The sequence below is a fragment of the Delftia lacustris genome (assembly GCF_040267515.1).
GTDB lineage: Bacteria > Pseudomonadota > Gammaproteobacteria > Burkholderiales > Burkholderiaceae_C > Comamonas > Comamonas tsuruhatensis.
Genome location: NZ_CP141274.1, coordinates 6,796,820 through 6,822,674, shown reverse-complemented (window position 1 = coordinate 6,822,674; position 25,855 = coordinate 6,796,820). Strand labels below are relative to the sequence as shown.

Annotated in this window: 23 protein-coding genes; 12 read left to right on the top strand and 11 right to left on the bottom strand. The window is 69.6% G+C overall.

The genetic code is table 11. The features are described 5' to 3' along the window. Window positions 1–4: 4 nt before the first annotated feature. A complete protein-coding gene (locus tag U6958_RS32650; protein ID WP_074923590.1) occupies window positions 5–994 on the bottom strand; it encodes a substrate-binding domain-containing protein in 990 nt (329 codons plus the stop codon). A gap of 177 nt (window positions 995–1,171) precedes the next feature. Between U6958_RS32650 and U6958_RS32645 the strand changes: the two genes are divergently transcribed. Beyond that, entirely contained in the window at window positions 1,172–2,191 is a 1,020-nt protein-coding gene (locus U6958_RS32645) for a LacI family DNA-binding transcriptional regulator (RefSeq protein ID WP_244160556.1), read from the top strand. A 49-nt stretch (window positions 2,192–2,240) separates the two neighbouring features. Here U6958_RS32645 and U6958_RS32640 read toward each other — a convergent pair whose 3' ends face one another. The 3 genes from U6958_RS32640 to U6958_RS32630 are packed head-to-tail and all read right to left on the bottom strand — an operon-like array spanning window position 2,241 to window position 4,817. Next, a complete protein-coding gene (locus tag U6958_RS32640; RefSeq protein WP_074923592.1) occupies window positions 2,241–3,074 on the bottom strand; it encodes a DUF3037 domain-containing protein in 834 nt (277 codons plus the stop codon). Further along, entirely contained in the window at window positions 3,071–3,799 is a 729-nt protein-coding gene (locus tag U6958_RS32635) for a HipA family kinase (protein WP_074923593.1), read from the bottom strand. Before U6958_RS32635 ends, U6958_RS32640 begins: the two co-directional genes overlap by 4 nt. After that, window positions 3,780–4,817 (bottom strand): LysR family transcriptional regulator, encoded by a 1,038-nt coding sequence (locus tag U6958_RS32630; RefSeq protein WP_074923594.1) that lies wholly within the window; start codon window positions 4,815–4,817, stop codon window positions 3,780–3,782. The genes U6958_RS32635 and U6958_RS32630 overlap by 20 nt, the downstream gene beginning before the upstream one ends. A 111-nt stretch (window positions 4,818–4,928) precedes the next feature. Between U6958_RS32630 and U6958_RS32625 the strand changes: the two genes are divergently transcribed. From U6958_RS32625 to U6958_RS32615, 3 genes are all read left to right on the top strand, one after another. Next, a complete protein-coding gene (locus tag U6958_RS32625; protein WP_061289028.1) occupies window positions 4,929–6,164 on the top strand; it encodes an alpha-hydroxy acid oxidase in 1,236 nt (411 codons plus the stop codon). 51 nt (window positions 6,165–6,215) lie between these two features. Beyond that, a complete protein-coding gene (locus tag U6958_RS32620) occupies window positions 6,216–7,202 on the top strand; it encodes a tripartite tricarboxylate transporter substrate binding protein BugE (RefSeq protein ID WP_074923595.1) in 987 nt (328 codons plus the stop codon). A 145-nt stretch (window positions 7,203–7,347) separates the two neighbouring features. Next, window positions 7,348–7,851 (top strand): carboxymuconolactone decarboxylase family protein, encoded by a 504-nt coding sequence (locus U6958_RS32615; protein WP_026062516.1) that lies wholly within the window; start codon window positions 7,348–7,350, stop codon window positions 7,849–7,851. Between the two features lie 15 nt (window positions 7,852–7,866). Here U6958_RS32615 and U6958_RS32610 read toward each other — a convergent pair whose 3' ends face one another. The 5 genes from U6958_RS32610 to U6958_RS32590 all read right to left on the bottom strand — a co-directional run bounded on the left by U6958_RS32610 (window position 7,867) and on the right by U6958_RS32590 (window position 13,435). Beyond that, window positions 7,867–8,847, bottom strand: coding sequence for a tripartite tricarboxylate transporter substrate binding protein (locus U6958_RS32610; RefSeq protein WP_016454008.1), 981 nt, complete (start codon window positions 8,845–8,847; stop codon window positions 7,867–7,869). Between the two features lie 42 nt (window positions 8,848–8,889). Then, on the bottom strand, window positions 8,890–10,092 hold the full coding sequence (gene tcuB / locus U6958_RS32605) for a tricarballylate utilization 4Fe-4S protein TcuB (protein WP_074923596.1): 1,203 nt from the start codon (window positions 10,090–10,092) through the stop codon (window positions 8,890–8,892). Window positions 10,093–10,097: 5 nt separating this feature from the next. Further along, entirely contained in the window at window positions 10,098–11,522 is a 1,425-nt protein-coding gene (tcuA, locus tag U6958_RS32600) for an FAD-dependent tricarballylate dehydrogenase TcuA (protein ID WP_074923597.1), read from the bottom strand. Window positions 11,523–11,609: 87 nt separating this feature from the next. Beyond that, window positions 11,610–12,572, bottom strand: coding sequence for a LysR substrate-binding domain-containing protein (locus U6958_RS32595; RefSeq protein ID WP_012202727.1), 963 nt, complete (start codon window positions 12,570–12,572; stop codon window positions 11,610–11,612). Window positions 12,573–12,628: 56 nt separating this feature from the next. Next, entirely contained in the window at window positions 12,629–13,435 is an 807-nt protein-coding gene (locus U6958_RS32590; protein ID WP_016449568.1) for an IclR family transcriptional regulator, read from the bottom strand. A 153-nt stretch (window positions 13,436–13,588) separates the two neighbouring features. Here U6958_RS32590 and U6958_RS32585 point away from each other — a divergent pair, with 153 nt between their 5' ends. The 6 genes from U6958_RS32585 to U6958_RS32560 are packed head-to-tail and all read left to right on the top strand — an operon-like array spanning window position 13,589 to window position 20,052. Beyond that, entirely contained in the window at window positions 13,589–14,626 is a 1,038-nt protein-coding gene (locus U6958_RS32585) for a tripartite tricarboxylate transporter substrate binding protein (RefSeq protein WP_046986853.1), read from the top strand. A 56-nt stretch (window positions 14,627–14,682) separates the two neighbouring features. Continuing rightward, on the top strand, window positions 14,683–16,182 hold the full coding sequence (locus U6958_RS32580; protein ID WP_074923598.1) for a class I adenylate-forming enzyme family protein: 1,500 nt from the start codon (window positions 14,683–14,685) through the stop codon (window positions 16,180–16,182). 31 nt (window positions 16,183–16,213) lie between these two features. Beyond that, a complete protein-coding gene (locus U6958_RS32575; protein WP_016449571.1) occupies window positions 16,214–16,999 on the top strand; it encodes a citryl-CoA lyase in 786 nt (261 codons plus the stop codon). Between the two features lie 48 nt (window positions 17,000–17,047). Further along, entirely contained in the window at window positions 17,048–18,214 is a 1,167-nt protein-coding gene (locus U6958_RS32570) for a CaiB/BaiF CoA-transferase family protein (RefSeq protein ID WP_198803947.1), read from the top strand. Between the two features lie 36 nt (window positions 18,215–18,250). Then, window positions 18,251–19,264 carry a tripartite tricarboxylate transporter substrate binding protein gene (locus U6958_RS32565; protein WP_074923599.1) on the top strand — a complete coding sequence of 338 codons (1,014 nt, stop codon included), beginning with the start codon at window positions 18,251–18,253 and terminating at the stop codon, window positions 19,262–19,264. Window positions 19,265–19,275: 11 nt separating this feature from the next. Next, window positions 19,276–20,052, top strand: coding sequence for an enoyl-CoA hydratase (locus U6958_RS32560; RefSeq protein ID WP_074923600.1), 777 nt, complete (start codon window positions 19,276–19,278; stop codon window positions 20,050–20,052). Between the two features lie 17 nt (window positions 20,053–20,069). Here U6958_RS32560 and U6958_RS32555 read toward each other — a convergent pair whose 3' ends face one another. After that, window positions 20,070–20,996, bottom strand: a complete 927-nt coding sequence (locus U6958_RS32555; RefSeq protein WP_074923601.1) for a LysR substrate-binding domain-containing protein — start codon at window positions 20,994–20,996, stop codon at window positions 20,070–20,072. Between the two features lie 102 nt (window positions 20,997–21,098). Between U6958_RS32555 and mnmA the strand changes: the two genes are divergently transcribed. Both mnmA and U6958_RS32545 read left to right on the top strand, forming a co-directional pair. Continuing rightward, window positions 21,099–22,217 carry a tRNA 2-thiouridine(34) synthase MnmA gene (gene mnmA / locus U6958_RS32550; protein WP_026062033.1) on the top strand — a complete coding sequence of 373 codons (1,119 nt, stop codon included), beginning with the start codon at window positions 21,099–21,101 and terminating at the stop codon, window positions 22,215–22,217. A gap of 142 nt (window positions 22,218–22,359) precedes the next feature. Then, window positions 22,360–23,919, top strand: a complete 1,560-nt coding sequence (locus U6958_RS32545; protein WP_074923602.1) for a serine hydrolase — start codon at window positions 22,360–22,362, stop codon at window positions 23,917–23,919. Here U6958_RS32545 and U6958_RS32540 read toward each other — a convergent pair. Next, window positions 23,888–25,855 carry an ATP-binding protein gene (locus U6958_RS32540; RefSeq protein WP_074923603.1) on the bottom strand — a complete coding sequence of 656 codons (1,968 nt, stop codon included), beginning with the start codon at window positions 25,853–25,855 and terminating at the stop codon, window positions 23,888–23,890. The two genes, U6958_RS32545 and U6958_RS32540, sit on opposite strands and share 32 nt — an antisense overlap.

Sequence of the window (25,855 nt, the reverse complement as noted above, 5' to 3'; positions counted from 1 at the left end):
CGGCTCACAGGCCCAGGCCGACCAGCCGGTCTATGGTCTGCCGGTTGATCGGCTCCAGCTTCTGGCCCTGGATGTTGCGGCGCTCGCGGTCCACCTGGACCTTGCCCAGGCCCGGTATCTCCATGCCGTCCGTGGGCTCGCGGCCGTCGATCAGCATCTTGCCCACATGCACGATCACCTCGCCGGCCAGCGCGGGGTTCCAGATGAAGCCCTCGCGGATCACGCCGTCGCGCACCAGCTTGGCGCCCTGGCCCGGCGAGAACGAGCCCACCACGGCAATGCGCTCGGCTTTGCGCGCATCGGCCACCGCGCGGCCCGCGCCAATGGGGCCCTGGCTGCCGAAGGCCAGGAAGCCCTTGAGGTCGGGATGGGCGCGCATCAGGTCCTGGGCGCTGCGATAGGAGTCGTCCAGGCTCTCGGCCACGCCTAAGCGCTCGGACACCAGCTGCATCTTCGGCCACTGTTTTTTCTGGTGGGCGATGGCCGCATCGGCCCAGGCGTTGTGCAGCGGCACGGTCAGCGAGCCCACGAAGACCACGTACTTGCCTTCGCCACCCATGGCCTTGCCCAGGCTGTCCATGTGGCGCTCGCCAAAGCCCGCGACGCTGCTCAGCTCGATGTTCCAGTCGGCGCCCTTCTGCTCGGGCGACTCGTGCGTGAGCACCTTGATGCCCGCGCTGCGCGCACGCCGGAACACGGGCTCCAGCGCCCTGGCGTCATTGGGCACCACGGCGATGACCTTGCTGCGGCGCGCGATCAGGTCCTCGACCGCGCGCACCTGCTGGGCCGCATCGGCCTCGGTGGGGCCGACCATGCCGCTGGAGATGCCCAGCTCGCGGCCTGCCTTGCGGATGCCGGTCTCCATGGCGTTGAACCACGGAATGCCCCCGACCTTGGCCACCACCGACACATCCTCGGCACCGGCCGCGCCTGCCAGCACCGTCAGGGTGCAGGCCAACAGTGCCCTCGAGAACCGGCTGAATCCATGGAACATGGCGCTCCTCCCTCTGTTTTGCACAATCGATTGTGCAAACTATAGACAGATGGACTTCCATTGCCGATGCGGGATTTCCCGGGCCGCTGCTGCGTGCCGGCTCCGGTCCGCCCGAATCGCTGCCGCAGCGGCTACGATGGCCGCCGAGCGCTCCCGTCCCAACCCCTGCAGAGCACCGTGAACCGCCCCCGAACCTCCACCATCTACGACCTGGCCGAACTGGCCGGCACCTCGGCCTCGACGGTCAGCGCCATCCTCAACGGCAGCTGGCAGTCGCGGCGCATCAGCGAGGAGACCGCGCGCCGCGTGCAGCAGCTCGCCCAGGAACACAGCTTTGCCGTGAACCGCCAGGCCAGCGGCCTGCGCCGCCAGCGCTCGGGGCTGATCGGCATGGTGATTCCCACGCACGAGGACCGCTTCTTCGGCGCGCTGTCCCAGGCCTTCGAGCGCATGGCCCACGCGCGCGGCCTGTGCCCGCTGGTGGTCAGCACGCTGCGCGACGGCGCGCTGGAGGTGGAGACCGTGCGCTCGCTGATCGCCTTTCGCGTGGAGCACCTCATCGTCACGGGCGCCACCCGGCCCGACGCCATCAGCGCCGAATGCCGCCAGGCCGGCGTGCGCCATGTCAACGTGGATCTGCCCGGGAAAAAGGCGCCCTCCGTCACCAGCGACAACCGCTGGGGTGCGGCCGAACTCACGCGCCTGCTGCTGGCGCGCTCCAGGCCCCCGGCAGGTGCGCCGCAGGACGCCGTCTGCTTTCTGGGCGGCGTCCGCAAGGAGTACGCCACCGAGCAGCGCCTGGCCGGCTTTCGCGAAGCCCTGGCGCCCCACACGCCGGTGGCGGACGAGCACATCGTCTGCTGCGGCTACGACCCCGAAGCGGCCCGCCTTGCCATGGCAGCGCTCTACCAGCGCCTGGGCGGCCTGCCGCGCGCCCTGCTGTTCTCATCGGGCATCACGCTGCAAGGCGCCATCCGCTTCCTGCGCGCACTGCCCGATGCGGAACTGACGCAATGCAGCTTTGGCAGCTACGACTGGGACCCCTATGCCGAATGCCTGCGCTTTCCGGTGCACATGGTGCGCCAGAACGTCGAAGGCCTGATGGCCGAGGCCTTCCGCGCCATCGACGGCGAAGGTCTGCGCGCGGGGCAGGTGGTGCAGGTGCGGCCGCAGTTGGTGGAGTGGGGGGAGGGCTGACCGCTGGACGGCGCTGTGCCCAGTAAACGCGCGGTCCGCAGGGCCGCGCCTAATGCTGCGCGAATTCCTTGATGCTCTGCATGGCGGACTGGCCTTCGCCAGCCACCACGATCACCTTGTGGTGCTCGAGCTCCCGCATGATGTCCTGGCTGACTTCCCTGTGAGCCTGCTTGTCCTGTGGAGGCAGGTTCACGTTGACGAGGATGTCTCCGGGCAATTCACGCTGCCGGATCAGTCGCGCGATCTTGCCGGTCCAGACGTCGCCATGCGCAGCAATGTCGTTGGCATCGCTTTGGCCCAGATGCAGGGCCTTGATGATCTTCCGGGGCTTGTCGCCCACCGTCTGCACGAAGTCGAACCGGGCACTGACGTATTCGTTGCCTATGCGCGCCGGCCTGAACGGCGCATCCAATTCGAGGCCGCCCAACAAAGCCCTCAGGCGTTCGTTCATCGTGCGTTCCACGTACTCGGGCGTGGCAAAAGCATGGTCGACATAGTGGTCGAACTGCTGCTGCAACTCCCGGGCCGGATCCTGGGTGAGCACCACTCTGGCGGGGCTGAAGCGCACAATGGCTTCGCGTGGCTGCTCGAGCGCGGCCATCATCCCCCTCAAAGCATCTGTCTTCGCCTGCGGCGCAAGGCTGTGGGCGAGAGTCTCGAGCCGCGACAACTCTTCCTCCACGGCCTTGACTGCGCTCTTGTAAAAATCCCTGTCAAGCGCATCGAAGAAATCGGTGACGCGCTTGGACTTACGGCTTTGCAGCAGAAAACCGAAGTACCCGCTTTGCGGGCAGGTCAGCACAATGCCGACGTTGGCGAACTCGCCGGTCTCGGCATACGGGACAAATTGGACTATCGAATAGCGGCAGGCAAGAGGCTTCATGTGAACCTCCAAAAGTCGGGCGATTTGCACTTCGCAAGCGTCGCGGCAATGGCATTGATGTCCACCCTGGCGGGGATGTCGCATTCCGGGTTGTTCCAATGCCATTCCGGTGGAATATTGTCGCAGGCAAAGCGGAAAGCGGCATCCATCGCCTCGGAAAGTTGATCCTGTAGCCGGTCGCGCGACACAAGATCTGTCTTCTGCCAGCAGCCTCTGAAAATGTGATTCTCGATAAAGGTTGCGGCGTCCAGATGCGGGTCGAAGGCCAGGTTGTGGTCGATGACCACCAATGCGCTGCGATGCGCATCCCACAGCAGGTTGGAGTTGCCGTCCATGCGGTCCACGTTCTGTACCCACCAGTCGAAGGCGAGGATGCTGGCCTGCAGGTCCTGCGGTACATGCAGGATCTGGGCTTTGTCGAACCAGATGCATCCGGGATGACGCTGCGAGCCGAACGCTATGCCGCAGCCCAATTCACGCCATGGCCTGGGCGCCTCGTCCAGAAGTTCCTGGCTGACATGCAGCAGCTTGAAGGGCGGCAGCGGCAGGCCCAACTGCACGGCCAGATGTGCACAGATCCACTCGTTGCACAGGCTGGACCGATCCGTCTGCCGTCCTTTGACGTAGTAGGTCTGGCCATCGTCGGCCCGGCACAGAAACGGCTTTTGCGCGCCTTGCTCGGAGCGGCCCTGGATTTCAATGACTTCAGCGATGGCAGGCGGCATCTTCGTCTGTGTCGTACAGGTTACGGGAGGTCTGCTTCCAAGTGCCATCTTGCCCGATTTCGGCTGGATGGCCTTTGCTGCGAGTGTGATGCGGCGAGGCGTTTGGCCCTGCACCCACCAACCCCGGCATCACCGTGAAATCGACCTGCGCCTGCGCCAGTTGCTGCATGGCCGGGATCAGGGCGCGGGCGTCGCCGCGCCGCCATTGGAAGGCGTAGTGCAGGGGAGCGAGGGCGGCCTTGGGATGGGCGCCCCCGACGGCGCGCAGGCCCAGGGCGGCGATCCAGCCGGTGGGCAGGAAGCCCACGCCCAGGCCGGCGCGCAGCATGCCGGCCACGGCGCCCCAGCTGTTGCACAGGATGCGCTCGCGCACGCTGGCGCCCTGGGCGAGCAGCCAGTCGTCCAGCAGGCGCGTGGTGCCGGCCTGCGGGGGCAGGGTGACCAGCGCATGACGCTGCAGCAGGGCCGTGGCGCCCAGGCGGCCCGCGCCTGCTAGGCCGGGGGCCACGGCCCAGGCAAAGCGTGCGGCGCCCACGGGGCGGGACAGCAGGCTGCTGCGCGAGGAGCGGCCCGCGATGACGGCAAAGTCCAGCTCGCCGTCGTCCAGCCGCTGCTCCAGCACGCCGCCCACGTCCACATGGGGCTCCAGCACCAGTTGCGGATGGGCCTGGCGCGCGGCGGCCACGAAGGCCGGCAGCCAGGTCAGCGCCGACAGGTCGCCCACACCGAAGCGGCAATGCCCGGCCAGTGCCTCGCGCGTGTCCAGGGCCTGGCCCAGCGCGGCCATGGCGTTGAGCACCTCCAGCGCGGCGGGCAGCAGGCGCTGGCCGGCGTCGGTGAGCACGGCGCGGTGGCCGCTGCGGTCGAACAGCGGCTGGCCCAGCGCGGACTCCAGTTCCGTGATGCGCTTGGACAGCGAGGACACGGACAGGTGCACGCGCTGCGCGGCCGTGGCGAAGTTGCTGCAGGTGGCGGCCCACCAGAAGGCTTCGAGCTGCTTGACCGAGGGTGTGGACATGGGCTTGTCATTGGCAAAAAGCGAACAAGTGCATTCTAAATAATCCACTTTCATTCAATGGATGCGCGGCCTACAGTGGCGCCGGTTCCTGAACATTCCGAGGTCCGCACCATGGCCGCCATCGCTTCCTCCTCTGCCTCTGCCTCCACGCCTTCGGCATCCGCCCTGCCGGCGCCGCGCGCCCCGGCCGTGCTGCGCCGCATGCTGTCGCTGCATGATTTCGAGGAAGCCGCGCGCCGCAGGCTGCCCCGGCCCATCTTCGGCTACATCGCCGGGGCGGCAGAGGACAACGCCTCGCTGCGCGACAACCGCGAGGTGTTTGGCGAATGGGGCCTGACCACGCGCGTGCTGGCCGATGTGTCGCAGCGCTCGCAGGCCGTGGAGCTGTTCGGCGAGCGCTATGCCAGCCCCTTCGGCATTGCGCCCATGGGCATCAATGCGCTGTCCACCTACCGGGGCGACCTGGTGCTGGCCCGCGCGGCCCAGCGCGCGGGCATTGTGTCGGTGATGAGCGGCACTTCGCTGATCCCCATGGAGGAGGTGGCGCGCGAGAGCCCGGCCACCTGGTTCCAGGCCTATATCCCCGGTGACCAGGCCCGCATCGACGCGCTGATCGACCGCGTGGAGCGCGCAGGCTTTCGCACCCTGGTGGTGACGGTGGACATACCGATCTCCGCCAACCGCGAGAACAACATCCGCACCGGCTTTTCCACGCCGCTCAAGCCCAGCCTGCGCCTGGCCTGGGACGGCATGGTGCGCCCGGGCTGGGTGGCCGGCACCTTCCTGCGCACGCTGCTGCGCCACGGCATGCCGCATTTCGAGAACTCCTTTGCCACGCGCGGCGCGCCCATCATGTCGTCCAGCGTGATGCGCGATTTTTCGGCACGCGACCACCTGAGCTGGCGCCACATCGAGGCCATCCGCCGCCGCTGGAAGGGGCCGCTGGTCATCAAGGGCGTGCTCAGCGTGGAGGACGCGCTGCAGGCGCGGCGCGTGGGGGCCGACGGCATCGTGCTGTCCAACCATGGCGGGCGCCAGCTCGACGGCGCGGTGTCGGCCATGCGCATTCTTGAGGACGTGGTGGCGGCTGTGGGGCCGGACTATCCCGTGCTGATCGACGGGGGCTTCAGGCGCGGCTCCGATGTGCTCAAGGCCGTGGCGCTGGGCGCGCGCATGGTGCTGGTGGGCCGGCCCTTCAACTACGCCGCCGCCGTGGGCGGCGAGGCCGGCGTGCTGCACGCCATCGGCCTGCTGCGCGACGAGGTGGACCGCAACCTGGCCATGCTGGGCGCCTCCTCCTGCGGCGCGCTGGACCGCTCGCACATCGTGCGCCGCGCATCGGCCTGACAGAAACCTCCACCGTCCGTTCAAAACACAGCCATTCCCAGGAGACATCCCATGAACCACTTCACTTCACGCCGCAGCCTGTGCGCCCTGCTGCTGGCCGCAGGCGCCGCACCGGGCGCCATGGCGGCCGATGCCGGCGCCTATCCCACGCGCCCGGTGCGCCTGATCGTGCCGTTTGCGGCCGGCGGCACCACCGACATCGTGGCGCGCGCGATCGCGCCGCGCATGGCAGAGGCCCTGGGCCAGCCGCTGGTGGTGGACAACAAGGGCGGCGGCGGAGGCGCCATCGGCGCGCACGAGGCCGCGCGCGCCCAGCCCGACGGCTACACGCTGGGCGTGGCCACCGTGTCCACCACGGCCACCAATGCGGCCATCAACCCGCGCCTGCCCTACAACCCGCTCACCGATTTCACGCCCATCACCAACATTGCGGCCACGCCCAATGTGCTGGCCGTGCATCCGGGCTTCAAGGCGCAGAGCTTTGCGGCCTTCGTGGACGAGGTGAAGAAGAACCCCGGCAAGCATGCCTACGGCACGGCGGGCACGGGCTCCATAGGCCACATGCTGATGGAGCTGATGTCCAGCCGCTCGGGGCTGTCGCTCACGCATGTGCCTTACCGGGGATCGGGCCCCGCGCTCAACGATGCGGTGGCGGGCCAGGTGCCCATCGTCTTCGACAACCTGCCCTCGGCCCTGCCCTTCATCAAGGCGGGCCGGCTCACCGCGCTGGCGGTGGCCGCGCCCGAGCGCCTGGCCCAGCTGCCCCAGGTGCCCACCTTCAAGGAGCTGGGGCTGGAGCCTGTCAACCGCAGCGCCTTCTATGGCATCTACGGCCCCAAGGGGCTGTCGCCCGAGATTGTGGCGCGCCTGCATGCGGCCGCCCAGCGCGCGCTGGCCAGCCCCGAGGTGCGCCGCCAGATCGAGGACACGGGCTCGCGCGTGATCGGCAACCGTCCCGAGGAGTTCGCGCACGAGATCGCGGCCGAGAACGCCCTGTACCGCAAGATCGCCACGGAGCGGCGCATCGTGGCGGATTGAGGGGCAGCCGGGGGGAACGGGCGATGGGGGCCGGGGCTGCGAAAGAATTTTCACCAACGCTGTCACAACGCGCACGCCCCGCGCGTCTTGAAGGTATGGGCCAGCCATTCCGGCCGGCTGCTACATCCCTCAAGGAGTGTTTTCCATGACCGCTTCGTCTTCCGCTGCCACCGGCGCCCGTCCTCTTGCCGCCCCCACGCCGCGCCTGAACTTCCAGGCCGTCGCCCCTGAGCTGTACAAGGCCCAGGCCGGCATCAACGCGCTGCTGCACGAGTCCAGCCTGGGCATCCAGCTGCTGGAGCTGGTGTTCCTGCGCGTCTCGCAGATCAACGGCTGCGCCTTCTGCGTGGACATGCACACGCGCGAACTGCTGTCCCGGGGCGAGGACCTGCAGCGCATCAACAGCATCGTCACCTGGCCCGAGGTGGATTTCTACGACGGGCGCGAGCGCGCCGCCCTGAACTGGGCCGAGCGCTGCACGCGCCTGAGCCAGGCCCATCCCGAGCAGCAGGACTTCGAGGCGCTGCGCGCGCATTTCAGCGAGCGCGAGATGGTGGAGCTGACCTATGCCATAGGCAGCATCAATGTCTGGAACCGCCTGTGCGCGGGCTTTGCAGCCCCCGTGGCACGCAAGCCGATCAAGCTCTGAACGTGCGCAAGCCGCTCACTCCGCCGTGAGCTTTCGCTCCTTGACCAGCCTGCCCCACTGCTCGTACTCCTTCTTCATGAAGGCCGCGAACTCGGCGCGCGTGGTGGGCTGGGGGGTGAGGCCGTGCTTGTTCAGCGCGTCCTTGACGCCGGGGTCATTGAGTACCTTGACGATCTCGGTGTTCCAGCGGTCCAGCATCGGCTTGGGCGTCTTGCCCGGTGCCACGAAGGCATACCAGTTCAGTGCCTCGAAGCCGGGATAGCCGGCTTCGGCCACCGTGGGGATGTCGGGCATGTACGCCGGGCGCGTGAGGCCCGTGGTGGCCAGCGGGATCAGCTTGCCGGCCTCGATGTGGGGCAGGGCCGTGGGCGGCGCTGCGAAGTAGCTGGTCACGCGCTCGCCCAGCAGGTCCTGCAGCGCGGGCGCGCCGCCCTTGTAGGGCACGTGCACCATGTCGATGCCCGCGCGCTGGTTGAACAGCTCGCCTGCCAGGTGGGAGGCCGAGCCCGCGCCCGTCGAGGCGTAGTCCACCGTGCCCGGGTTCTTCCTGGCCTTGGCCACGAACTCGGCCAGGGTCTTCACGCCCGCGCCCTTGTGCACCACCAGCACGTTGGGAAAGTTCACGCCGCCCGAGATGGGCGCCAGGTCCTTGAAGGGGTCGTAGGGCAGCTTCATCAGGTGCGGCGCAATGGTCAGCGGCCCCACCGAGCCGAACAGCAGCACCGAGCCGTCGGCCGCCGCATTGGCCACCTGCTGGTGGGCGATGTTGCCGCCCGCGCCGCCCTTGTTCTCCACCACCACGCTCTGGCCGATGTTCTCGCCCAGCTTCTTGGCGATCAGGCGCGCGGCCGCATCTGCGGCGCCGCCGGCGGCGAAGCCCACGACCAGGGACACGGGCTTTTTGGGAGGAAAGTCCTGGGCCTGCGCGCTGGCGGCCAGTGCGAGCAGGGAGGCGGCCAGGGCGGTGGCGTGCAGGAAGTTGCGCTTGTTCATCATGGGGTTGTCTCCGTCATTGGCTGGGAATCGGGGCGGATGCGGCTAGTCGGCACCCAGCCCGATGGGGCTGGGCTGGCGCTTTTCGGTGTTGTGGCGCAGCAGGGATGCCGTGCGGAACACGCCGTGCGCGAACTTGCCGTAGGGCAGGGTGGCGAACAGGGCGATCACCGCGCCCAGGTGCAGGCACAGCAGCAGGGCCAGGGCCGGCGTGCCGCGGCCCAGCCACAGCGCCATGCCGCTGGCCGCGACCAGGAACAGCAGGGCGATGAAGCCCAGGTCCATGGGTTTCTGGCGCGCGTCGCCATGCAGCGGGTGGCGCCTGCGGTTCAGGCGCCACAGGCCTGCGGTGCCCAGCATGAGGCTGGTGCCGCCCACGGCGCCCAGCAGCTTGGGCAGGCTGGGGAATTCGTAGGGCGCGGCCCAGCCGAACACGTAGTGGTAGACCGTGGCCAGCGCCGTGGCCGCAAAGCACAGCAGGAAGCCGTAGAAGGTCAGGTGGTGAAAACGCCTGCGGCTCAGGGTGTAGGCATCGTCCTCGTTGTGGCAGCCCTCGCCGTGGCCGCCGTCCAGGTATTTGAGGCGCAGCACGTCGTGCGCGGCCTCGGCCGCCGCCGGCGTGCCCACGTCCACGCCGCCGGTGGCGGGCTTGACGTCCTTCCAGAAGCGGCGCACGCCCATGGCCAGCGCCAGCACCACGAACAGGAACACGGGCGCGAAGATGCCCACCAGCAGGTTGTGCGGGAACAGGTTGTAGAAGTTGGCGCCCAGGTCGGCGCCCCACAGCCGGCCCGGGCCGCCCTGCAGGGCCACGGCCAGCACCAGGAACAGCGACAGGCCTGCGGCCAGGGCCAGCGACAGCGTGAGCCCGTTCCTCTGGTACAGGCGCCCCAGGGCGGGCGGCCAGGCGTAGTCGGCATAGGTCTGGCCGCGCACCTCGGCCATGGCCTTGGGGATGTTGATGGCGAATTCATGCGGCGGCGCGTACTGGCAGGCATGCAGGCAGGCGCCGCAGTTGTGGCACAGGTTGGCCAGGTAGTGCACATCGGCCTTGCCGAACTCCAGGCGCCGCGTCATGGCCGGGAAGACCGCGCAAAAGCCTTCGCAGTAGCGGCAGGCGTTGCAGATCTGCAGGGCACGCGCCACCTCGCCTTCGGCGGCGGTTTCGGTGGAGACCGGCAGGATGGGAATGACCCGGCCGGCGGCCAGGTCCTGGGCTTCTTGGGCCAGGGCGTTCAGGGTCTGCATCTCGGTCAAGCCTTCTCTGTCACTGCGCCGCGCACGGCGGGGTGGCCCGTGGCGGCCAGGGCCGCGTTGCGGCCCGCGATGCGGCCGAAGGCCGTGCCGATGGACATGCCCACGCCGGCCGTATAGCCCTTGCCCAGCACGTTGCCGGCCATCATTTCGCCGGCCACGAACAGGCTGGTGCTGGGCTGGCCGGCAAAGCGCACGGCCGCCGTGTCGTCGGTCTCCAGGCCCAGGTAGGTGAAGGTCACGCCGGGGCGCAGCTGGTAGCCGTAGAAGGGCGCCGTGTCGATGGGGCGGGCCCAGTGGGTCTTGGCGGGCGCCAGGCCCTCGGTGTGGCAGTCGTCCAGCGCCGTGTGATCGAAGTGGCCGACGCGGCAGGCGCCGTTGTAGGCATCCAGGGTCTGCATGAAGCGTTCCTCGTCCAGGCCCAGCTTGCGTGCCAGCTCGGGCAGGGAGTCGGCGCGCACGCCCGGGAAGACTGGCGGCATGAAGCGGCCTATGGCCTTGGCGTCGATGACGGACCAGGCGGTCTGGCCCGGCTGCTGGGCCACCAGGCGGCCCCAGATGGCATAGCGCTTGGGCCAGAAGTCCTCGCCCTCGTCGTAGAAGCGCTCGGCCTCGCGGTTGACCACCACGCCCAGCGAGACGCAGTCGATGCGCGTGCAGATGCCGCCGTCGTACAGCGGCGCGCGCGCATCGATGGCCACCATGTGGGCCTGGGTGGGGTCGCCGATGCGGTCGGCGCCATGGTCCTCAAGCAGGTGGCGCAGCAGCACGCCGCGGTTGAAGGCCGTGCCGCGGATCAGGAAGTTGTCGGACGGCCATTCGCCGCGCGCGTTCTGCCCCCAGGCCTCGCGCAGCCACTCGCGGTTGGACTCGAAGCCGCCCGCCGCCAGCACGCAGGTCTTTGCGGTGATGCGCTGCTCGCCCACCCAGGCGGCCTTGAACTCGCCGTCCTCGATCTCCAGCCGGTCCACGGGCGACGCGTAGCGCACCTGCACGCCCAGCCGTTCGGCGCTGCGGTAGTAGGCATTGACCAGGGCCTTGCCGCCGCCCATGAAGAAGGCATTGGTGCGCGCCACGTGCAAAGCGCCCGACAGCGGCGGCTGGAAATGCACGCCGTGGCGGCGCATCCAGTCGCGGCAGGTGGAGGAGGCACGGATCACCATGCGCGCCAGGTGCTCGTTGGTGATGCCGCCCGTGACCTTGAGCAGGTCCTGCCAGAACTCCTCTTCGGGGTAGGCCTCGACCAGCACGTCCTGGGGCGCGTCGTGCATGCAGCGCAGGTTGCGCGTGTGGCCGGAATTGCCGCCGCGCCAGTCGCGCGGCGCCGCCTCCAGCAGCAGCACGCTGCGGCCTGCCTCGCGCGCCATCAGGGCCGCGCACAGGGCGGCATTGCCGCCGCCTATGACCAGGACATCGGGGTCCATGGAGTTCTCCTTGCATTCGCCATCGTGGGGATTGCGAATGTAGGGAGAACGCAGCGCGGCGGGCAGGGGCCCTCCGGCATGGGGGTATCAGTCTTCGTGATGGATGAGGGCCGTGCCGGCCCAGGCGCCGCCGCGCAGCAGCTGGCGCACGCAGTCGATCAGCACCACGCGCGCGGCCAGGGCGGCGGGCGACAGCTCATCCTCGGACAGGCTGCACAGCAAGTTGGTGCGCAGGGCATCTTTGTCCGTGATACGCGACCACTCGAAGCGCTGCGCGGCATCGGCATAGCGGCCCATGGAGGCCCAGGGCTGCACCGTGCTGCCCAGGCCCGCATCCACGGCCGCCATGACCATGGACAGCGAGTCCACCTCCAGCACCAGATGCGGCGTGAAGCGCGCCTGCGAGAAGGCCGTGTCCAGCGTGCTGCGCAGGCCGTGCAGGCCCGTGGGCAGGATCAGCGATTCGCCGGCCAGGTCGGCCAGCGCCATCTGCGGCGGCAGCGGCTCGGGGTGGTGGCCGCGCGCGCGGATCAGGAACAGCTCCTCCTCGATCAGCGGGTGCACCTGCCAGCGCCGCCCGCCTGCGCGGGCCTGACCGCCGTGCAGGCGGGCGTCGAACAGCACGGCCATGTCCAGCGCGCGCGCATTGAGCATGTCGGTCAGGTGGCCGGACATGCCCTCCACCATGTGCAGGCGCACATCGGGGTAGCGCGCGCGCATGGCCTGCATCATGGGCAGGCCCAGCATGGCCGAGGTGGTGGGCGCCAGGCCCACGCTGACCGAGCCCGACAGCCGCGCCTGCTGCGCGCTGCGCACGGCCTGCTCGGCATGGCGCAGCGTGAGCTGGGCCTCGCGGAAGAAGGCCACGCCCGCCTCGGTGGGCACCACGCCGCGCGGCGTGCGCTGCAGCAGCCGGGTGGACAGCTCGCTTTCCAGGCGGCTGACCTGCTGGCTCAGCGCGGACTGGACCATGTCCAGGTCCAGGGCGGCGCGGCTCATGGAGCCCAGTTCGACGATGCGGACGAAGTAGCGGAGTTGTCTCAGTTCCATGGGGGCGGCGCTTGTGGTGTGCAGCGCCGATTGTCGGTGCAGACCGGGGCTTGGCCTCAGATGCCGCGCGGCAGCAGGGCCGCCAGGGCCTCGCCTATCGAGCGCGCAATCAGCTTCTGGCGCTCGCCGGGCATGCGCTCCAGCGTGGAGGCCACGCTGACGGCGGCCACGGGCTCGCCTTCGGCATTGCGCACCGCCATGCCCACGGCCAGCACGCCGCGCGTGGCATGGTTGCCGATGACGGACCAGCCGCGCTGGCGCGTGGCCTTCACCAGCAGGGCCATGCGCTCGGGCGTCATGCCGCCGTACTGCTCCAGCACGGGCGCGTTGGCCGCCATCGCGGCCTGCACCTCGGCATCGGGCAGGGCGGCCAGCAGGGCCAGGCCCGCCGCTCCCACGCCCAGCGGCTGGCGCGTGCCCACCTGGATCACCAGGATCTGCACCGGATGCGTGCCCACATGGCGGGCGATGCAGTGCGATGCCGCGCCTTCGCGCACGATGGCAAAGGCCGCGTCCGCGCAGCCCGCGCTCACGCGCTCCAGCACGGGCTGCAGCCGCACGGCCATGTTGGGCTGGCCCGCGCTGGCGGCCGTGGCCGCCAGCCGGTGGCCGGCCGCATAGGCGAAGCGCCCCCTGTGCGCCACATAGCCGCTGTCCACCAGGGTGGACAGCAGGCGGTACACCGTGGCGCGCTCCAGCCCCGTGGCGCGGCACAGGTCGGCGACGCGCAGGCCTTCGCGGCCTGCGGCCAGCACGGCGTCCAGCACCTGCAGGCCACGGCGCAGGGTGCGGCTGCCGGCATCGTCGGCGGAGACTGGAATGTCCGCTGGCCGGACGTTTGGATTGGTGCTGCGCGAAGGCATGGAAAAGAATTTCCCGGTGATTGCAGGCAGGGCAGAAAAGGGCCTGCGTGCAGCGCGCAGTGTGCCGCAGGCCGTCGAAAGCCCACACAGGCAGACATGAGCGGACATCAGCAGACATCAGCGGACATCAGAACGATCACCTGGAGACAAGACATGACAACCCCTGCCCGTTTCAATCCGTGGGCGCGCCGGCGCCTGCTGGCCTGTTCCTTCACCTGCGCCCTGGCCGGCATGGCCGCCGCGACCGTCGCGACCGTGGCGTTGGCGCCCGCGCCCGTGCTGGCGCAGCCGGCGGCCTGGCCTGCCCGGCCCGTGCGGCTCGTGGTGGGCTATGCGGCCGGCGGCGCCACCGATGTGATCGCACGCCTGGTGGCCGCCCGGATGGGCGAGCAGCTGGGCCAGAGCGTGGTGGTGGACAACCGCACGGGCGCCAACAGCAATGTGGGCGCCGAGGCCGTGGCGCGGGCGCCTGCGGACGGCTACACGCTGTATGTCTACACCATTGCCAACACCATCAATGCCTCGCTCTACCCCCGGCTCGGCTATGACCCGGTCAAGGACTTCGAGCCCATCGGCCTGATCGCCAAGATTCCCAACATCCTCGTGGTCAACCCGCGCCTGCCCATACAGAACGTGGCCGACTATGTGCGCCATGCCCGGCAGAGTGCGCAGGGCATCAGCTTCGCCTCGTCGGGCAGCGGCTCGTCGATCCACCTGTCGGGCGAGATGTTCCGGCAGCTGTCGGGCCTGCGCATGCTGCACGTGCCCTACCGGGGCAGCGCACCGGCCATCACCGACCTGCTGGGCGGGCAGGTGGATTCCATGTTCGACAACGCGCCCTCGGCCCTGCCCCACGTGCAGGCCGGCAAGCTGCGCGCGATCGCCATCACCAGCGCCCGGCGCTCGGCGCTGCTGCCCGATGTGCCCACGCTGGCGGAGTCGGGCTATGCGGGCTTCGACGTGCAGTCGTGGTTCGGCCTGGCCGCCCCTGCGGGCACGCCGCCCGCCGTGATCGAGCGCCTGAACCATGCCCTGAACACCGCCCTGGCCGCACCCGAGCTGCGCCAGCGCCTGGGCGAGATGGCCGCCACGCCCGAGCCCGGCACCCCGGCGCAGATGCGCAGCTTTGCGGCGTCGGAGATCAGGCGCTGGCGCGAGGTGGTCAAGGCCTCGGGCGCCACCGCCCAGTAGTTCGGCACACGTTCGGCACAAGCTCGACACAACCGCCCCACAAGGAGACGACCCCCATGCAACCCATTGATTTTTTCTGGCGCGCGGCCGAGCGCTGGCCGCAGCGCATCGCCATCGACGCGCCGGGCGGCTGCATCCGCTATGACGCGCTGGCCCGCAAGGTGGCCGCGCTGGCGGCCGGCCTGCAGGCGCTGGAGCCCGCCGTGCAAAGCCGCGTGGGCATCTGCGCGGGCAACAGCGCAGACCATGTCGCCGCCCTGCTGGCGGTGATGGCCAGCGGCAAGGTCTGGGTGCCGCTCAATCCCAAGAGCACGCAGTCCGAGGTGCGCCGCATCATCGATGCCACCGAGCCCTCCATCGTGCTGTGCGATGCCGGCGGCGCTGCACTGGTGCAAGGGGCGCCGGGCATCCACCTGGTGCTGGGCGAGGGCACGGCGGCCCTGGAGCAGGCGCAGACCGGCGCTTTGCCTGTGACACCCGAACTGCCCGCCGATGCCATCCAGGCCATCAAGTTCACGGGCGGCACCACGGGCCTGCCCAAGGGCGTGATGCAGCCCTGCCGCGCCTGGATGGCCGGCATTGCCAACCAGATCCAGGCCTGGGGGTTCGATGAACATGACCGCTACGTCATGGCCGCGCCCATCACGCATGGCACGTCCACCTACCTGCTGCCCATCCTGGCGCAGGGCGGCTGCCATGTGCTGCTGGATGGTGCGGGTGCCGAGGCCGTGCGCAGCGCCTTTGCCCTGCGCGGCGGCACCGTGTGCTTCATGCCGCCCACCCTGATCTACATGCTGATGGCTCTGCCGGGCGCCAGCCGTGCGGACTTCCCCGGCCTGCGCCGCCTCATCTACGGCGGCGCCGCCATGCCGCCCGAGAAAATCCGCCAGGTGCGCGCCTTCTTCGGCCCCGTGCTGGCCACCACCTATGGCCAGACCGAGGCGCCGCAGATCCTCACGGCCATGCGGCCCGAGGACTTCGAGGACGAAGGCCTGTGGACCTCCGTGGGCCGGGCCACCTGGTTCAGCGACCTGGCCATCATGGCGCCCGACGGCCGCCTTCTGCCCCGGGGCGAGGTGGGCGAGGTCGTGGCGCGCGGCGATCTGCTGATGAGCGGCTACTGGCGCCTGCCAGGCAAGACGGCCGAGACCCTGGTGAACGGCTGGCTGCACACGGGGGACCGGGGCCTGATCGATGCGCAGGGCTACCTGCACCTGAAGGACCGCCTGAAGGACCTGGTCATCACGGGCGGCTTCAACGTCTATCCCGTGGATGTGGAAAACGCCCTGGGCCAGCATCCGGCCGTGCACGAGTGCGTGGTCTTCGGCATCCCCGACGACCATTGGGGCGAGGCCGTGCAGGCCGCCGTGCAATTGCGCGCCGAACTGCGCCCCGACCAGCGGCCGGACGAGGCCGAGCTGATCGCCTTCGTGCGCCAGCGCCTGGGCCCCGTGCAGACACCCAAGCGCATCCACTTTCACGCCAGCCTGCCGCGCTCGCCCGTGGGCAAGCTGCTCAAGACGGCCGTGCGCGAGCTTGCGCTGGCGCCCCGCTGATCCCGCACACCATCACAAGGAGACCCTGGCCATGGCCACGCACCAACCCCCCGTCACCCGCCTGTGCACCCACACCCTCACCAGCCTGCATTACCGCGATGCCGACCTGGTCGAGGACCTGATGGGCAAGAAGACCTTCACCGAGGTGATGCTGATGCAGATCCTGGGCCGCACGCCGCGCCCCGTGGACCTGCGCATCGCCGATGTGGTGCTCATCGTGCTCATGGAGCATGGCCTCACGCCCAGCGCCATCGCCACGCGCCTCATCTACATGAGCGCGCCGGAGAACCTGCAGGGCGCCGTCTCGGCCGGCCTGCTGGCCGTGGGCAGCTCCTTCGTGGGCACCATGGAGAACTGCGCCGCGCTGCTCGACCGCATTGCCGCCGCCGCCGACCCCGAGGCCGAGGCCCGCGCCATCGCCCGGCACCACAAGGCGTTGAAAAGCCCCGTGCCCGGCTTCGGCCACCACCTGCACAAGCCCGTGGACCCGCGCGCCTACAAGCTGCTGGACATGGGCCGTGCCGAACCCGAACTGGCGGGCAGCAGAATCCGCGCGCTCGAAACCCTGTCCGCCGCCGTGGACGCCGCGGCGGGCCGGCCCATCACCATCAATGCCACGGGGGCTGTGGCCGCCCTGCTGGGCGAGATCGGCGTGCCCACAGCCGTGATGCGCGGCTTTGCCGTCATCTCGCGGGCCGCCGGGCTGGTGGCGCATGTGGTGGAGGAGCAGCAAAGCCCGTCGGGCCGGTTCATCTGGGAAACGGTGGAGGAAGCCATCCCCTACGCGGGGCATGCAGTTTCCGCGAACGCTGCGTGAAGCAATGACCGATGGACCACCGCGCGCCATGCCGCGAGCATGGAGTCCATGCAACAAACCCATGGATTGTCCGGCGCCCTCGACGGCCTGCGCGTGGTGGACCTGTCCCGCATCCTGGCGGGACCCTGGTGCACCCAGAACCTTGCCGACCTGGGCGCATCGGTGCTCAAGATCGAGCGTCCCGGCACGGGCGACGACACGCGCGCCTGGGGCCCGCCCTTCGTGCAGGCGCCCGGTGGCGAGGCCGTGTCGGCCTACTTCCTGTCCTGCAACCGCGGCAAGCAGTCGGTGGCGCTGGACTTCACCGAGCCGGCCTCGCATGCCTGGCTGCTGCGCCAGATCCGCGATGCCGACGTGCTGGTGGAAAACTACAAGGCCGGCGCGCTGGCGCGCCACGGGCTGGACTACGCGGCGCTGGCCGCCATCAACCCCGGGCTGATCTACCTGTCGATCACGGGCTTCGGCCAGAGCGGCCCGTTTGCGCACAAGCCCGGCTACGACTATGTGTTCCAGGGGCTGGGCGGCCTCATGGGCTACACGGGCGTGGCCGATGGCGAGGAGGGCGCGGGCCCGCTGCGCACGGGCGTGGCCGTGGTGGACCTGATGACGGGCATGTATGCCACCAGCGCCGTGCTGGCGGCCGTGGTGCAGCGCCAGCGCACGGGGCGCGGCCAGCACATCGACCTGGCGCTGCTGGACGTGGCCGTGGCCATGAATGCCAACCAGGCGGCCAACTACCTGGTCAGCGGCGAGAACCCGCGCCGCACGGGCAACGCCCATCCCAATTGCGCGCCCTACGAGGTGTTTGCCTGCGAAGACGGCCATTTCATCCTGGCCATCGGCAATGACGGGCAGTTCGCCGCCCTGTGCTCCGTGCTGGGCACGGACTGGCACCTGGACGCGCGCTTTGCCACCAATGCCGCGCGCCTGACCGGCATGCCGCAGCTGCGCCCGCTGCTGCGCGCGGCGCTGGGCCGCTGGCCGCTGCAGGCCCTGACCGATGCGCTGGACACCGCCCAGGTGCCCTGGGGCTGCATCAACACCATGGAACAGGTCTTCGCCCATCCGCAGGTGCGGCACCGCCAGATGCTGCAGACGGTGGAGCACCCGCAGCTGGGCACGCTGAGGCTGGTGCGCAACCCCATGGTGCCGGCCGGCAGTGGCGCCCAGGTGCCGCCGCCGCCCGTGCTCGGTGCGGCGCCGCAGGACCTCTGAATCCCTAGACATCGACAAGCCAAGAAGGAGACAAGGATGACGAAACGCATGAAAGCACTGAAGGCCGCCGTGGCAGCCGCCGCGCTGGCGGGGATGCCGCTGGCGTATGCAGCGGGGGCGGCAGGGGCAGCCGGGGCAGCGGGGGCCGGAAGCTATCCCGAGCGGCCCGTACGCCTGGTCGTGCCCTATGCGGTGGGCGGCGCCACCGATGTGATCGCGCGCGTGGCGGCCCGCTATCTGGGCGAGACGCTGGGCCAGGCCGTGGTGGTGGAAAACCGCCCCGGCGCGGGCGGCAGCACGGGTTCGGCCTATGCGGCCAAGCAGCCGGCCGACGGCTACACCCTGGTGATGATGGTGGAGAGCTCGCATGCCGTGAACCCCAACGTCTACGCCAAGCCTGCGTATGACCCCGTGAAGGATTTCACGCCCATCACCAACATCGCCAACGTGCCGGGCGTGATGGTGGTCAGCGCAGGCTCGGCCTACACGAGCGCCAAGGACGTCAGCGACGCGGCGCGCGCCGCGCCGGGCAAGCTCAACTACGGCTCCTCGGGCAATGGCGGGCTCAGTCACCTGAGCGGTGCGCTGTTCGGCAGCACCACGGGCACCACCCTCACCCATGTGCCCTACAAGGGCCTGGGGCCGGCGCTCAACGACCTGATGGCGGGGCAGCTCGATGTGGTGTTCGACAACATGCCGTCCTCGGGCGCGCTGATCGCGGGCGGCCAGCTGCGTGCGCTGGCCGTGTCCAGCCCCGTGCGCCTTTCGGCCTTGCCGGGCGTGCCCACCTATGCCGAGGCCGGTCTCAGGCCCATGAACGACATGTCCTGGTACGGCCTGGGCGCGCCTGCCAGGCTCGATCCCGCCATTCTTGCCAGGCTCAGCGAAGCCATGCGCAAGACCTTGCAAAAGCCCGAGCTGATCAAGACCATCGAGCAGCAGGGCGCCGTCGTGGACTTCCAGGAGCCTGCGCAGTTCAGGCAGACGGTGGAGCGCTCCAACCGGGCCTGGTCCCAGCTGATCCGCGACATCGGATTCGAGAAACTTTGAGGAGATCTGCCGTGCATGCACAAGTGACCTTTCCCACCCCGCAGACCGCCGTGCTCACCATCACCGGCGGCGGGCCGCTGAACATCCTGGGCACGCCCGTGATCCGCGCGCTGACCGCGCAATTGGCCGAGCTGGCCGAGCGCTCCGATCTGCACTGCCTGGTGCTGCGCGGATCGGGCACGCGCGCCTTCGTGGCGGGGGCCGACATCCGCGAGATGGCGTCGCTCAACGCCGGCTCGGCACGCGCCTTCATCAGCGGGCTGCGCGACCTGTGCAACGCGGTGCGGCATTTTCCCGTGCCCGTGATCGCCAGACTGCAGGGCCATACGCTGGGCGGCGGGCTGGAGCTGGCCATGGCGGCCGACCTGCGCATCGCGGCCGATGATGCCGTGGTGGGCATGCCCGAGGTCAAGGTCGGCATTCCCTCGGTGATCCACGCGGCCATGATGCCCGCGCAGATCGGCGGCACGCGCGCCAGCTGGCTGCTGCTCACGGGCGAGAATATAGGTGCCCTGCAGGCCGAGCGATGGGGCTTGCTCAACGAATGCGTGCCCGGCGACCAACTCGATGCGCGCATCGCGCAGATTGCCGAGGGGCTGGGCGGGATCGGCATCGAGGCGCTGCGCCAGCAAAAGCGCCTGCTGCGCCGCTGGGAAGGCATGGGCGTGGACTCGGCCATCACCGACAGCGTGGCCGAGTTCGGCGCGGCCTTCAACACGGGCGAGCCGCAGCACCACATGAATGCCTTCCTGGAGCGCAAGCAGGCCAAGGCCCAGGCCCAGCACTGAACCCAGGCCGGGCCGGGCTAGGCCTTGTCGGCCAGCCCTTTCAGAAAGCTGCGCAGCCGCTGCGCGGTGGGCGTCAGCGGCCGTTCGCTGGAGCGCACCAGCTGCAGCGGGCGCCGTGCCCAGGTTTCCTCCAGCGGCAGGCAGGCCACCGCATGCGCGGTGCCGAGCCTGCGGTAGATGCTGTGCGGAATGATGGCCAGGCCCACGCCCTGCGAGACCAGCCGCACGATGGAGGTGAAATCGTCCACGTGGATGCGGCAGCGCAGCGGCCGGCCATGGCGCTTGGCCAGCTCGCGCAGAAAGGCGTAGTTGCTGCTGGTCAGCGCCATGCCCACGAAGGCATGGGACAGGGTGTCGAAGAACCGGCAGGAAGGGCCTTCGCCGTCCTCTTGCCTCTCGACCGGCTGGGGCACCAGCGGATGGCCGGGCGGGGCGATCACCACCAGGCGGTCCTGCGCAAAGGTCTCGCAGGCCACGGCGCCCGCCATGGGCTCGCCCGCGTAGACGCCCAGGTCGGCCTCGCCCTCGGCCACGCTGGCGGCAATCGTCTCGCTGGTCTGCTCCACCAGGGTGAGGTTCACCTCGGGAAAGGCGGTCAGGAACTCGCCGATGTGCGGGCCGATGAAGCCGTGCAGCGAGGAGCTGTTGGCCGCCAGCGTTGCCTTGCCCTGCAGGCTGCTGCCCAGCAGGGCGGCCTCGGCCTCCATGCCGTCGATGGCGGCGAACACGCCGCGCGCATGCTCGAGCATGGCGTGGCCTTCCTCGGTCAGCCGCATGCCCTTGTGCTCGCGCGTGAACAGCTGGCAGCCCAGGGCCTGCTCCAGATTGCGCAGCCGCTGGCTGGCGGCCGAGGGCGTCAGGTGCCGCGCCTGGCTGGCACGCGAGAGATTGCCGGCCTGGGCGATGGCCATGAACAGCTTGAGATCGGTCAGGTCGTAGCGCATGCGGGCGTTTCCTAGGGAGCAGGAGGGCCATTATTCCTGTTGGCGCAGGGCTGCAAAGCCCGTGGCGCGCAGCCTTTGAAGGGCGCTGGGATAATCGCTGCCATGACTAAACACCGCGTCGTGGTGGGCCTGTCGGGCGGTGTGGACTCCGCTGTCACGGCCCATCTCCTCAAGCAACAGGGCCATGAAGTGGTCGGCATCTTCATGAAGAACTGGGAAGATGACGACGACAGCGAATACTGCTCGTCCAATGTCGATTTCGTCGATGCCGCCGCCGTGGCCGACGTGGTCGGCATCGAGATCGAGCATGTGAACTTCGCCTCCGAGTACAAGGACCGCGTCTTCGCCGAGTTCCTGCGCGAGTACCAGGCCGGCCGCACGCCCAACCCCGACGTGCTGTGCAATGCCGAGATCAAGTTCAAGGCTTTCCTGGACCACGCCATGCGCCTGGGCGCCGAGAAGATCGCCACGGGCCACTACGCCCGCGTGCGCCAGAACCCCGACACGCAGCTGTTCGAGCTGCTCAAGGGGCTGGACCCGGCCAAGGACCAGAGCTACTTCCTGCACCGCCTCAACCAGGCCCAGCTGTCCAGGTCCATGTTCCCCGTGGGCGAGCTGAAGAAGACCGAGGTGCGCCGCATTGCCGAGGAGATCGGCCTGCCCAACGCGAAGAAGAAGGACTCCACGGGCATCTGCTTCATCGGAGAGCGGCCGTTCCGCGACTTCCTGAACCGCTACATCAGCAAGGAGCCCGGCAACATCCTCGACGACCGCAACCGCAAGCTGGGCAAGCATGTGGGCCTGTCGTTCTACACGCTGGGCCAGCGCTCGGGCCTGGGCATCGGCGGCGTCAAGGAAAAGGGCGCGCCGCGCGGTGGCGGCGACCATGAGCCCTGGTTCGTGGCGCGCAAGGAGCTGGACACCAACACGCTGCGCGTGGTGCAGGGCCATGACCATCCCTGGCTGCTGTCGCAGTCGCTGCTGGCCGACCAGGTCAGCTGGGTGGCCGGCCACGCGCCCGCCGAGGGCAAGGCCTACGGCTCCAAGACGCGCTACCGCCAGCCCGACTCGCCGGCCCTGATCTCGGGCGCCACGCCCGAGGGCTTCCGGCTGGATTTTCCCGAGCCGCAATGGGCCGTCACGCCCGGCCAGTCGGCCGTGCTCTACGACGGCGACGTGTGCCTGGGCGGCGGCATCATCGCGGCGGTGGATCCGCAGTGATGCAGCACTGACGCGGCACTGATGCGGCATTGATGCCGGGCAGGATTCGGCCCGTCGCGTTTTGCTATCGTCACGGGGGGCGGCACAACCGCCCCTTTTTCTTTTTCCTTTTGTTCTTCACGACAGCACCACAGGAGACCCCATGGCTTCATCGATTCTTGCGCGCCGGCATTTTCTGGGAGCGGCCCTGGGCGCCGTGGCCACGGCCGGATGCAACGGCGAGGTGTCCTGGGGCGATCCCATCGATCCGCCCGTGACGGACCGCGTCAAGCGTGCGCTCGATCAACTCGACGGCCAGGTGCGCGCGCAGATGCGGCGCACGGGCGTGCCCGGCGTGGCCGTGGCGGTCGTGCATGAAGGGCGCCTGGTCTATGCCCAGGGCATGGGCGTGCGCCGTTTGGGCTCGTCGCTGGCCGTGGATGCGGACACGGTGTTCCAGCTCGCCTCCGTCTCCAAGTCCGTGGGCGCCACCGTGGTGGCGCAGCAGGTGGGCCAGCGCCGCGTGTCCTGGGACACGCGCGTGCAGCAGGGCCTGCCCTGGTGGACGCTGGAGGACGCCGACGCTGCCCAGCGCATCACCGTGGGCGACATGTATGCCCACCGCTCGGGCCTGCCCGGCCAGGCCGGCGATGCGCTGGAGGAACTGGGCTTCAGCCAGCGCCAGATCCTGGAGCGCCTGCGCTATCTGCCGCTGCGGCCCGTGGGCACCCAGTACGCCTACAGCAACTTCGGCCTGACCACGGGCGCCGAGGCGGTGGCTGCCATCGCGGGCCAGTCCTGGGCCGCGCTGTCGCAGCAGGCCGTCTACGGCCCGCTGGGCATGACGCAGACCAGCTCGCTGTTTGCCGATTTCGAGGCGCGCGCCAACCGCGCGGCCGGCCACCTGCGCGTCAACGGCGTGTGGCAGACGGGGCCGGTGCGCCGGCCCGATGCGCAGTCGGCCGCCGGCGGCGTCAGCTCCACGGTGCGCGACATGGCGCGCTGGATGACCATGCTGCTGGACGAAGGCCGCTTCGAGGGCCGCCAGGTGGTCGATGCGCAGGCCTTGCGCACGGCGCTGTCGCCGCAGATGCTGCAGTCGCCGGCCGGCAACGGCGAGCCCGCCCGCTACTACGGCTTCGGCTTCAACGTGGGCGTGTCCGAGGCGGGGCGCACCACCTACAGCCACTCGGGCGCCTTCGGCACGGGCAGCGCGACCAGCTTCACCGTCATGCCCGAGCTCAAGCTGGGCATCGTGGTGCTGACCAACGGCATGCCCATCGGCGTGCCCGAGATCGTGGTCTCGCAGTTCCTGGACCAGGTCGAATGGGGCCGCCAGCGCCAGGACTGGGAGAGCATCTGGACCAAGCGGCTGGCACCCATCATGCAGCCGCATGGCGAATTGGTGGGCAAGACCCGGCCCAGCTTTCCCCGCCCGCCCCGGCCGCTGGGCGCCTATGTGGGCAGCTACGCCAACCGCTTCTACGGACCGGCCCAGGTCAGCCTGCAGACGGGTGGCGGGGGGCTGCAGGTCAGCCTGGGTTCGCAGCGCATGCTGCTCAGCCACTGGGATGGCGAGGTCTTCAGCTTCGTGCCCGAGGGCGATTCGCCGGGCAGCCTGTCCAAGGCCACGTTCGACGGCAACCAGCTCACGCTGGAGTATTTCGACGATGTGCTGACCCCGGCCGGCGTCAGTGCGGGGATAGGGCGCTTTTCGCGCTGAGGGTGGCCTGCTCCTCCGTGCCGTCGTGCAGGTGATCGCCGGGCACGGGCAGCCAGGCGGCCAGCACGGTGGCGCCGGGCTCCGAATCCATGTCCAGATGGCCGCCCAGGCGCTGCAGGCGCGCCTGCATGCTGCGCAGGCCCACGCCCATGCCGGCCTGCTGCACGGCGGCCACGTCAAAGCCTGCGCCGTCGTCGGTGATGCGCAGCATCAGCCAATGCGGCTCGGGCCACTGCAGCTGCACCTGCACGCACTGGGCGCGGCTGTGCTTGATCACATTGGCCAGCGCTTCCTCCAGCACGCGCGTCAGCGCCAGGCACTGCAGCGCACCGGGCGGCTGCGGCCAGGCGGCCGGCACCTGCCAGTCGGACTGCATGTCCAGCGCGTCGAACAGGCTGGCAAAGCGGTGGCGCAGCGGCGCGATCCAGGCCTGGGGCGTGTCCGGCACGGTGACGGAGACGCTGGTGCCGCTGTCGATCATCTGGCGCAGGTCGTCGCGCAGCAGCTTGAGCACGGACAGGAACTGGCGGTTGTGCATGGGGGTGCCGGCCTGCTCCACCATGGCGATGGAGCGCACCAGGGAGCCGCCCAGGCTGTCGTGCAGGTCGTGCGCCAGCTGCATCCGTTCCTGCAGCCGCGAGTGGCTGAGCGCCAGCGCATGCTCGCGCGCCAGCGTGCCGCCGAGCTCGTCGCAGGCACGCGCCACGCTGTCGGTCAGCTCCTGGTTGAACTGTTCGATGCGGCGCATGCTGAGCACGAACTGCCGGCCCAGCACCATGGACAGGGCCAGCATGGTCAGCGGCGCGGTATAGGGCATCCAGGGCGTGGCGGGGCCGATCACCTTCTTGAGCGCCAGCATGTCGTGCAGGCCCGCACACAGGAAGACCAGCAGGCAGGCCGCGTAGACCAGGTGGCCCGGCTCGCGCGTGCGCCAGGCGTGCAGCGGAAAGTGCAGCGACACGGCCACGCAGATGCCGAAGTACACCAGGCCGATGTGCAGCACGCCGTCCACCAGCGGCCAGGGCGCGAAGATGGCGGCGGCCATGCCGGCCAGCGTCAGCGCCCACAGCAGCTTTTCCAGCCGGGGCAGGTGCAGCCTGCCGAAGCGCCAGGTGAACAGGCAAAAGCTCTGGCCGAACAGCAAGAAGACCAGCAAATTGCCGCGTGCCACGGCCAGGGTGTCGGGGAAGGGCCAGGCCTCGGTGGCCAGGATATTGGCCAGGAACAGCGCCCAGCAGAAGGCATTGAGCGCGTACCAGCCAAAGGCCTTGCTGGCGCGCCGCTGCAGCCAGGCAAAGGCGAACAGCACGCCCAGCACCAGCGAGACCACGATGTTCATGGCAAACAGCGTGCGCTGGTTCCACCAGGTCTGCGCGTGCCACTGGCGCAGCGCCTCGGGCTCGCCCAGGCGCACCTCGCCCAGGCCGGGCGTCTGCTCGGCCAGGCCGTGCACGCGTATCCACACGCTGTTGGTGCCCGCATGCAGGGCGGATTCGGGCAGCAGCCAAAAGCGCGGCATGTTCCAGCTGCGCGACAGGGGCTCGACCAGGTGCCGGTCGCGCCACAGCAGGTCGCCGTTCACGAAGACCTCGCCGGCCATGACCATGGAGTGCAGGGCCAGCGCCACGGGATCTGCGGCGGCGGTGGCAGAAGCGGCAGGGGGGTGAGCGCAGCCGCGCTGCCAGTCGATGCGGTACCAGGCGGCGCCGCTGTAGCCGGGCCAGCGGTCCAGCCAGTGGTCGGGCAGGGTCACGTTGTGCCAGTCGCGTACCGCGCTGGCGATGGGCGGCGGTCCCAGGCCTGCGGCCTTGGCGGACTGGATGGACAGGATCTGCGGCAGGCAGGCCTGGGCCAAGGCGCAGGGACTGCACAGGAGAACCGCCAGGCCCAGGGCGAGGCGCCGCACCGGGCCGAACCACCGGCGCCACCCGCCCAT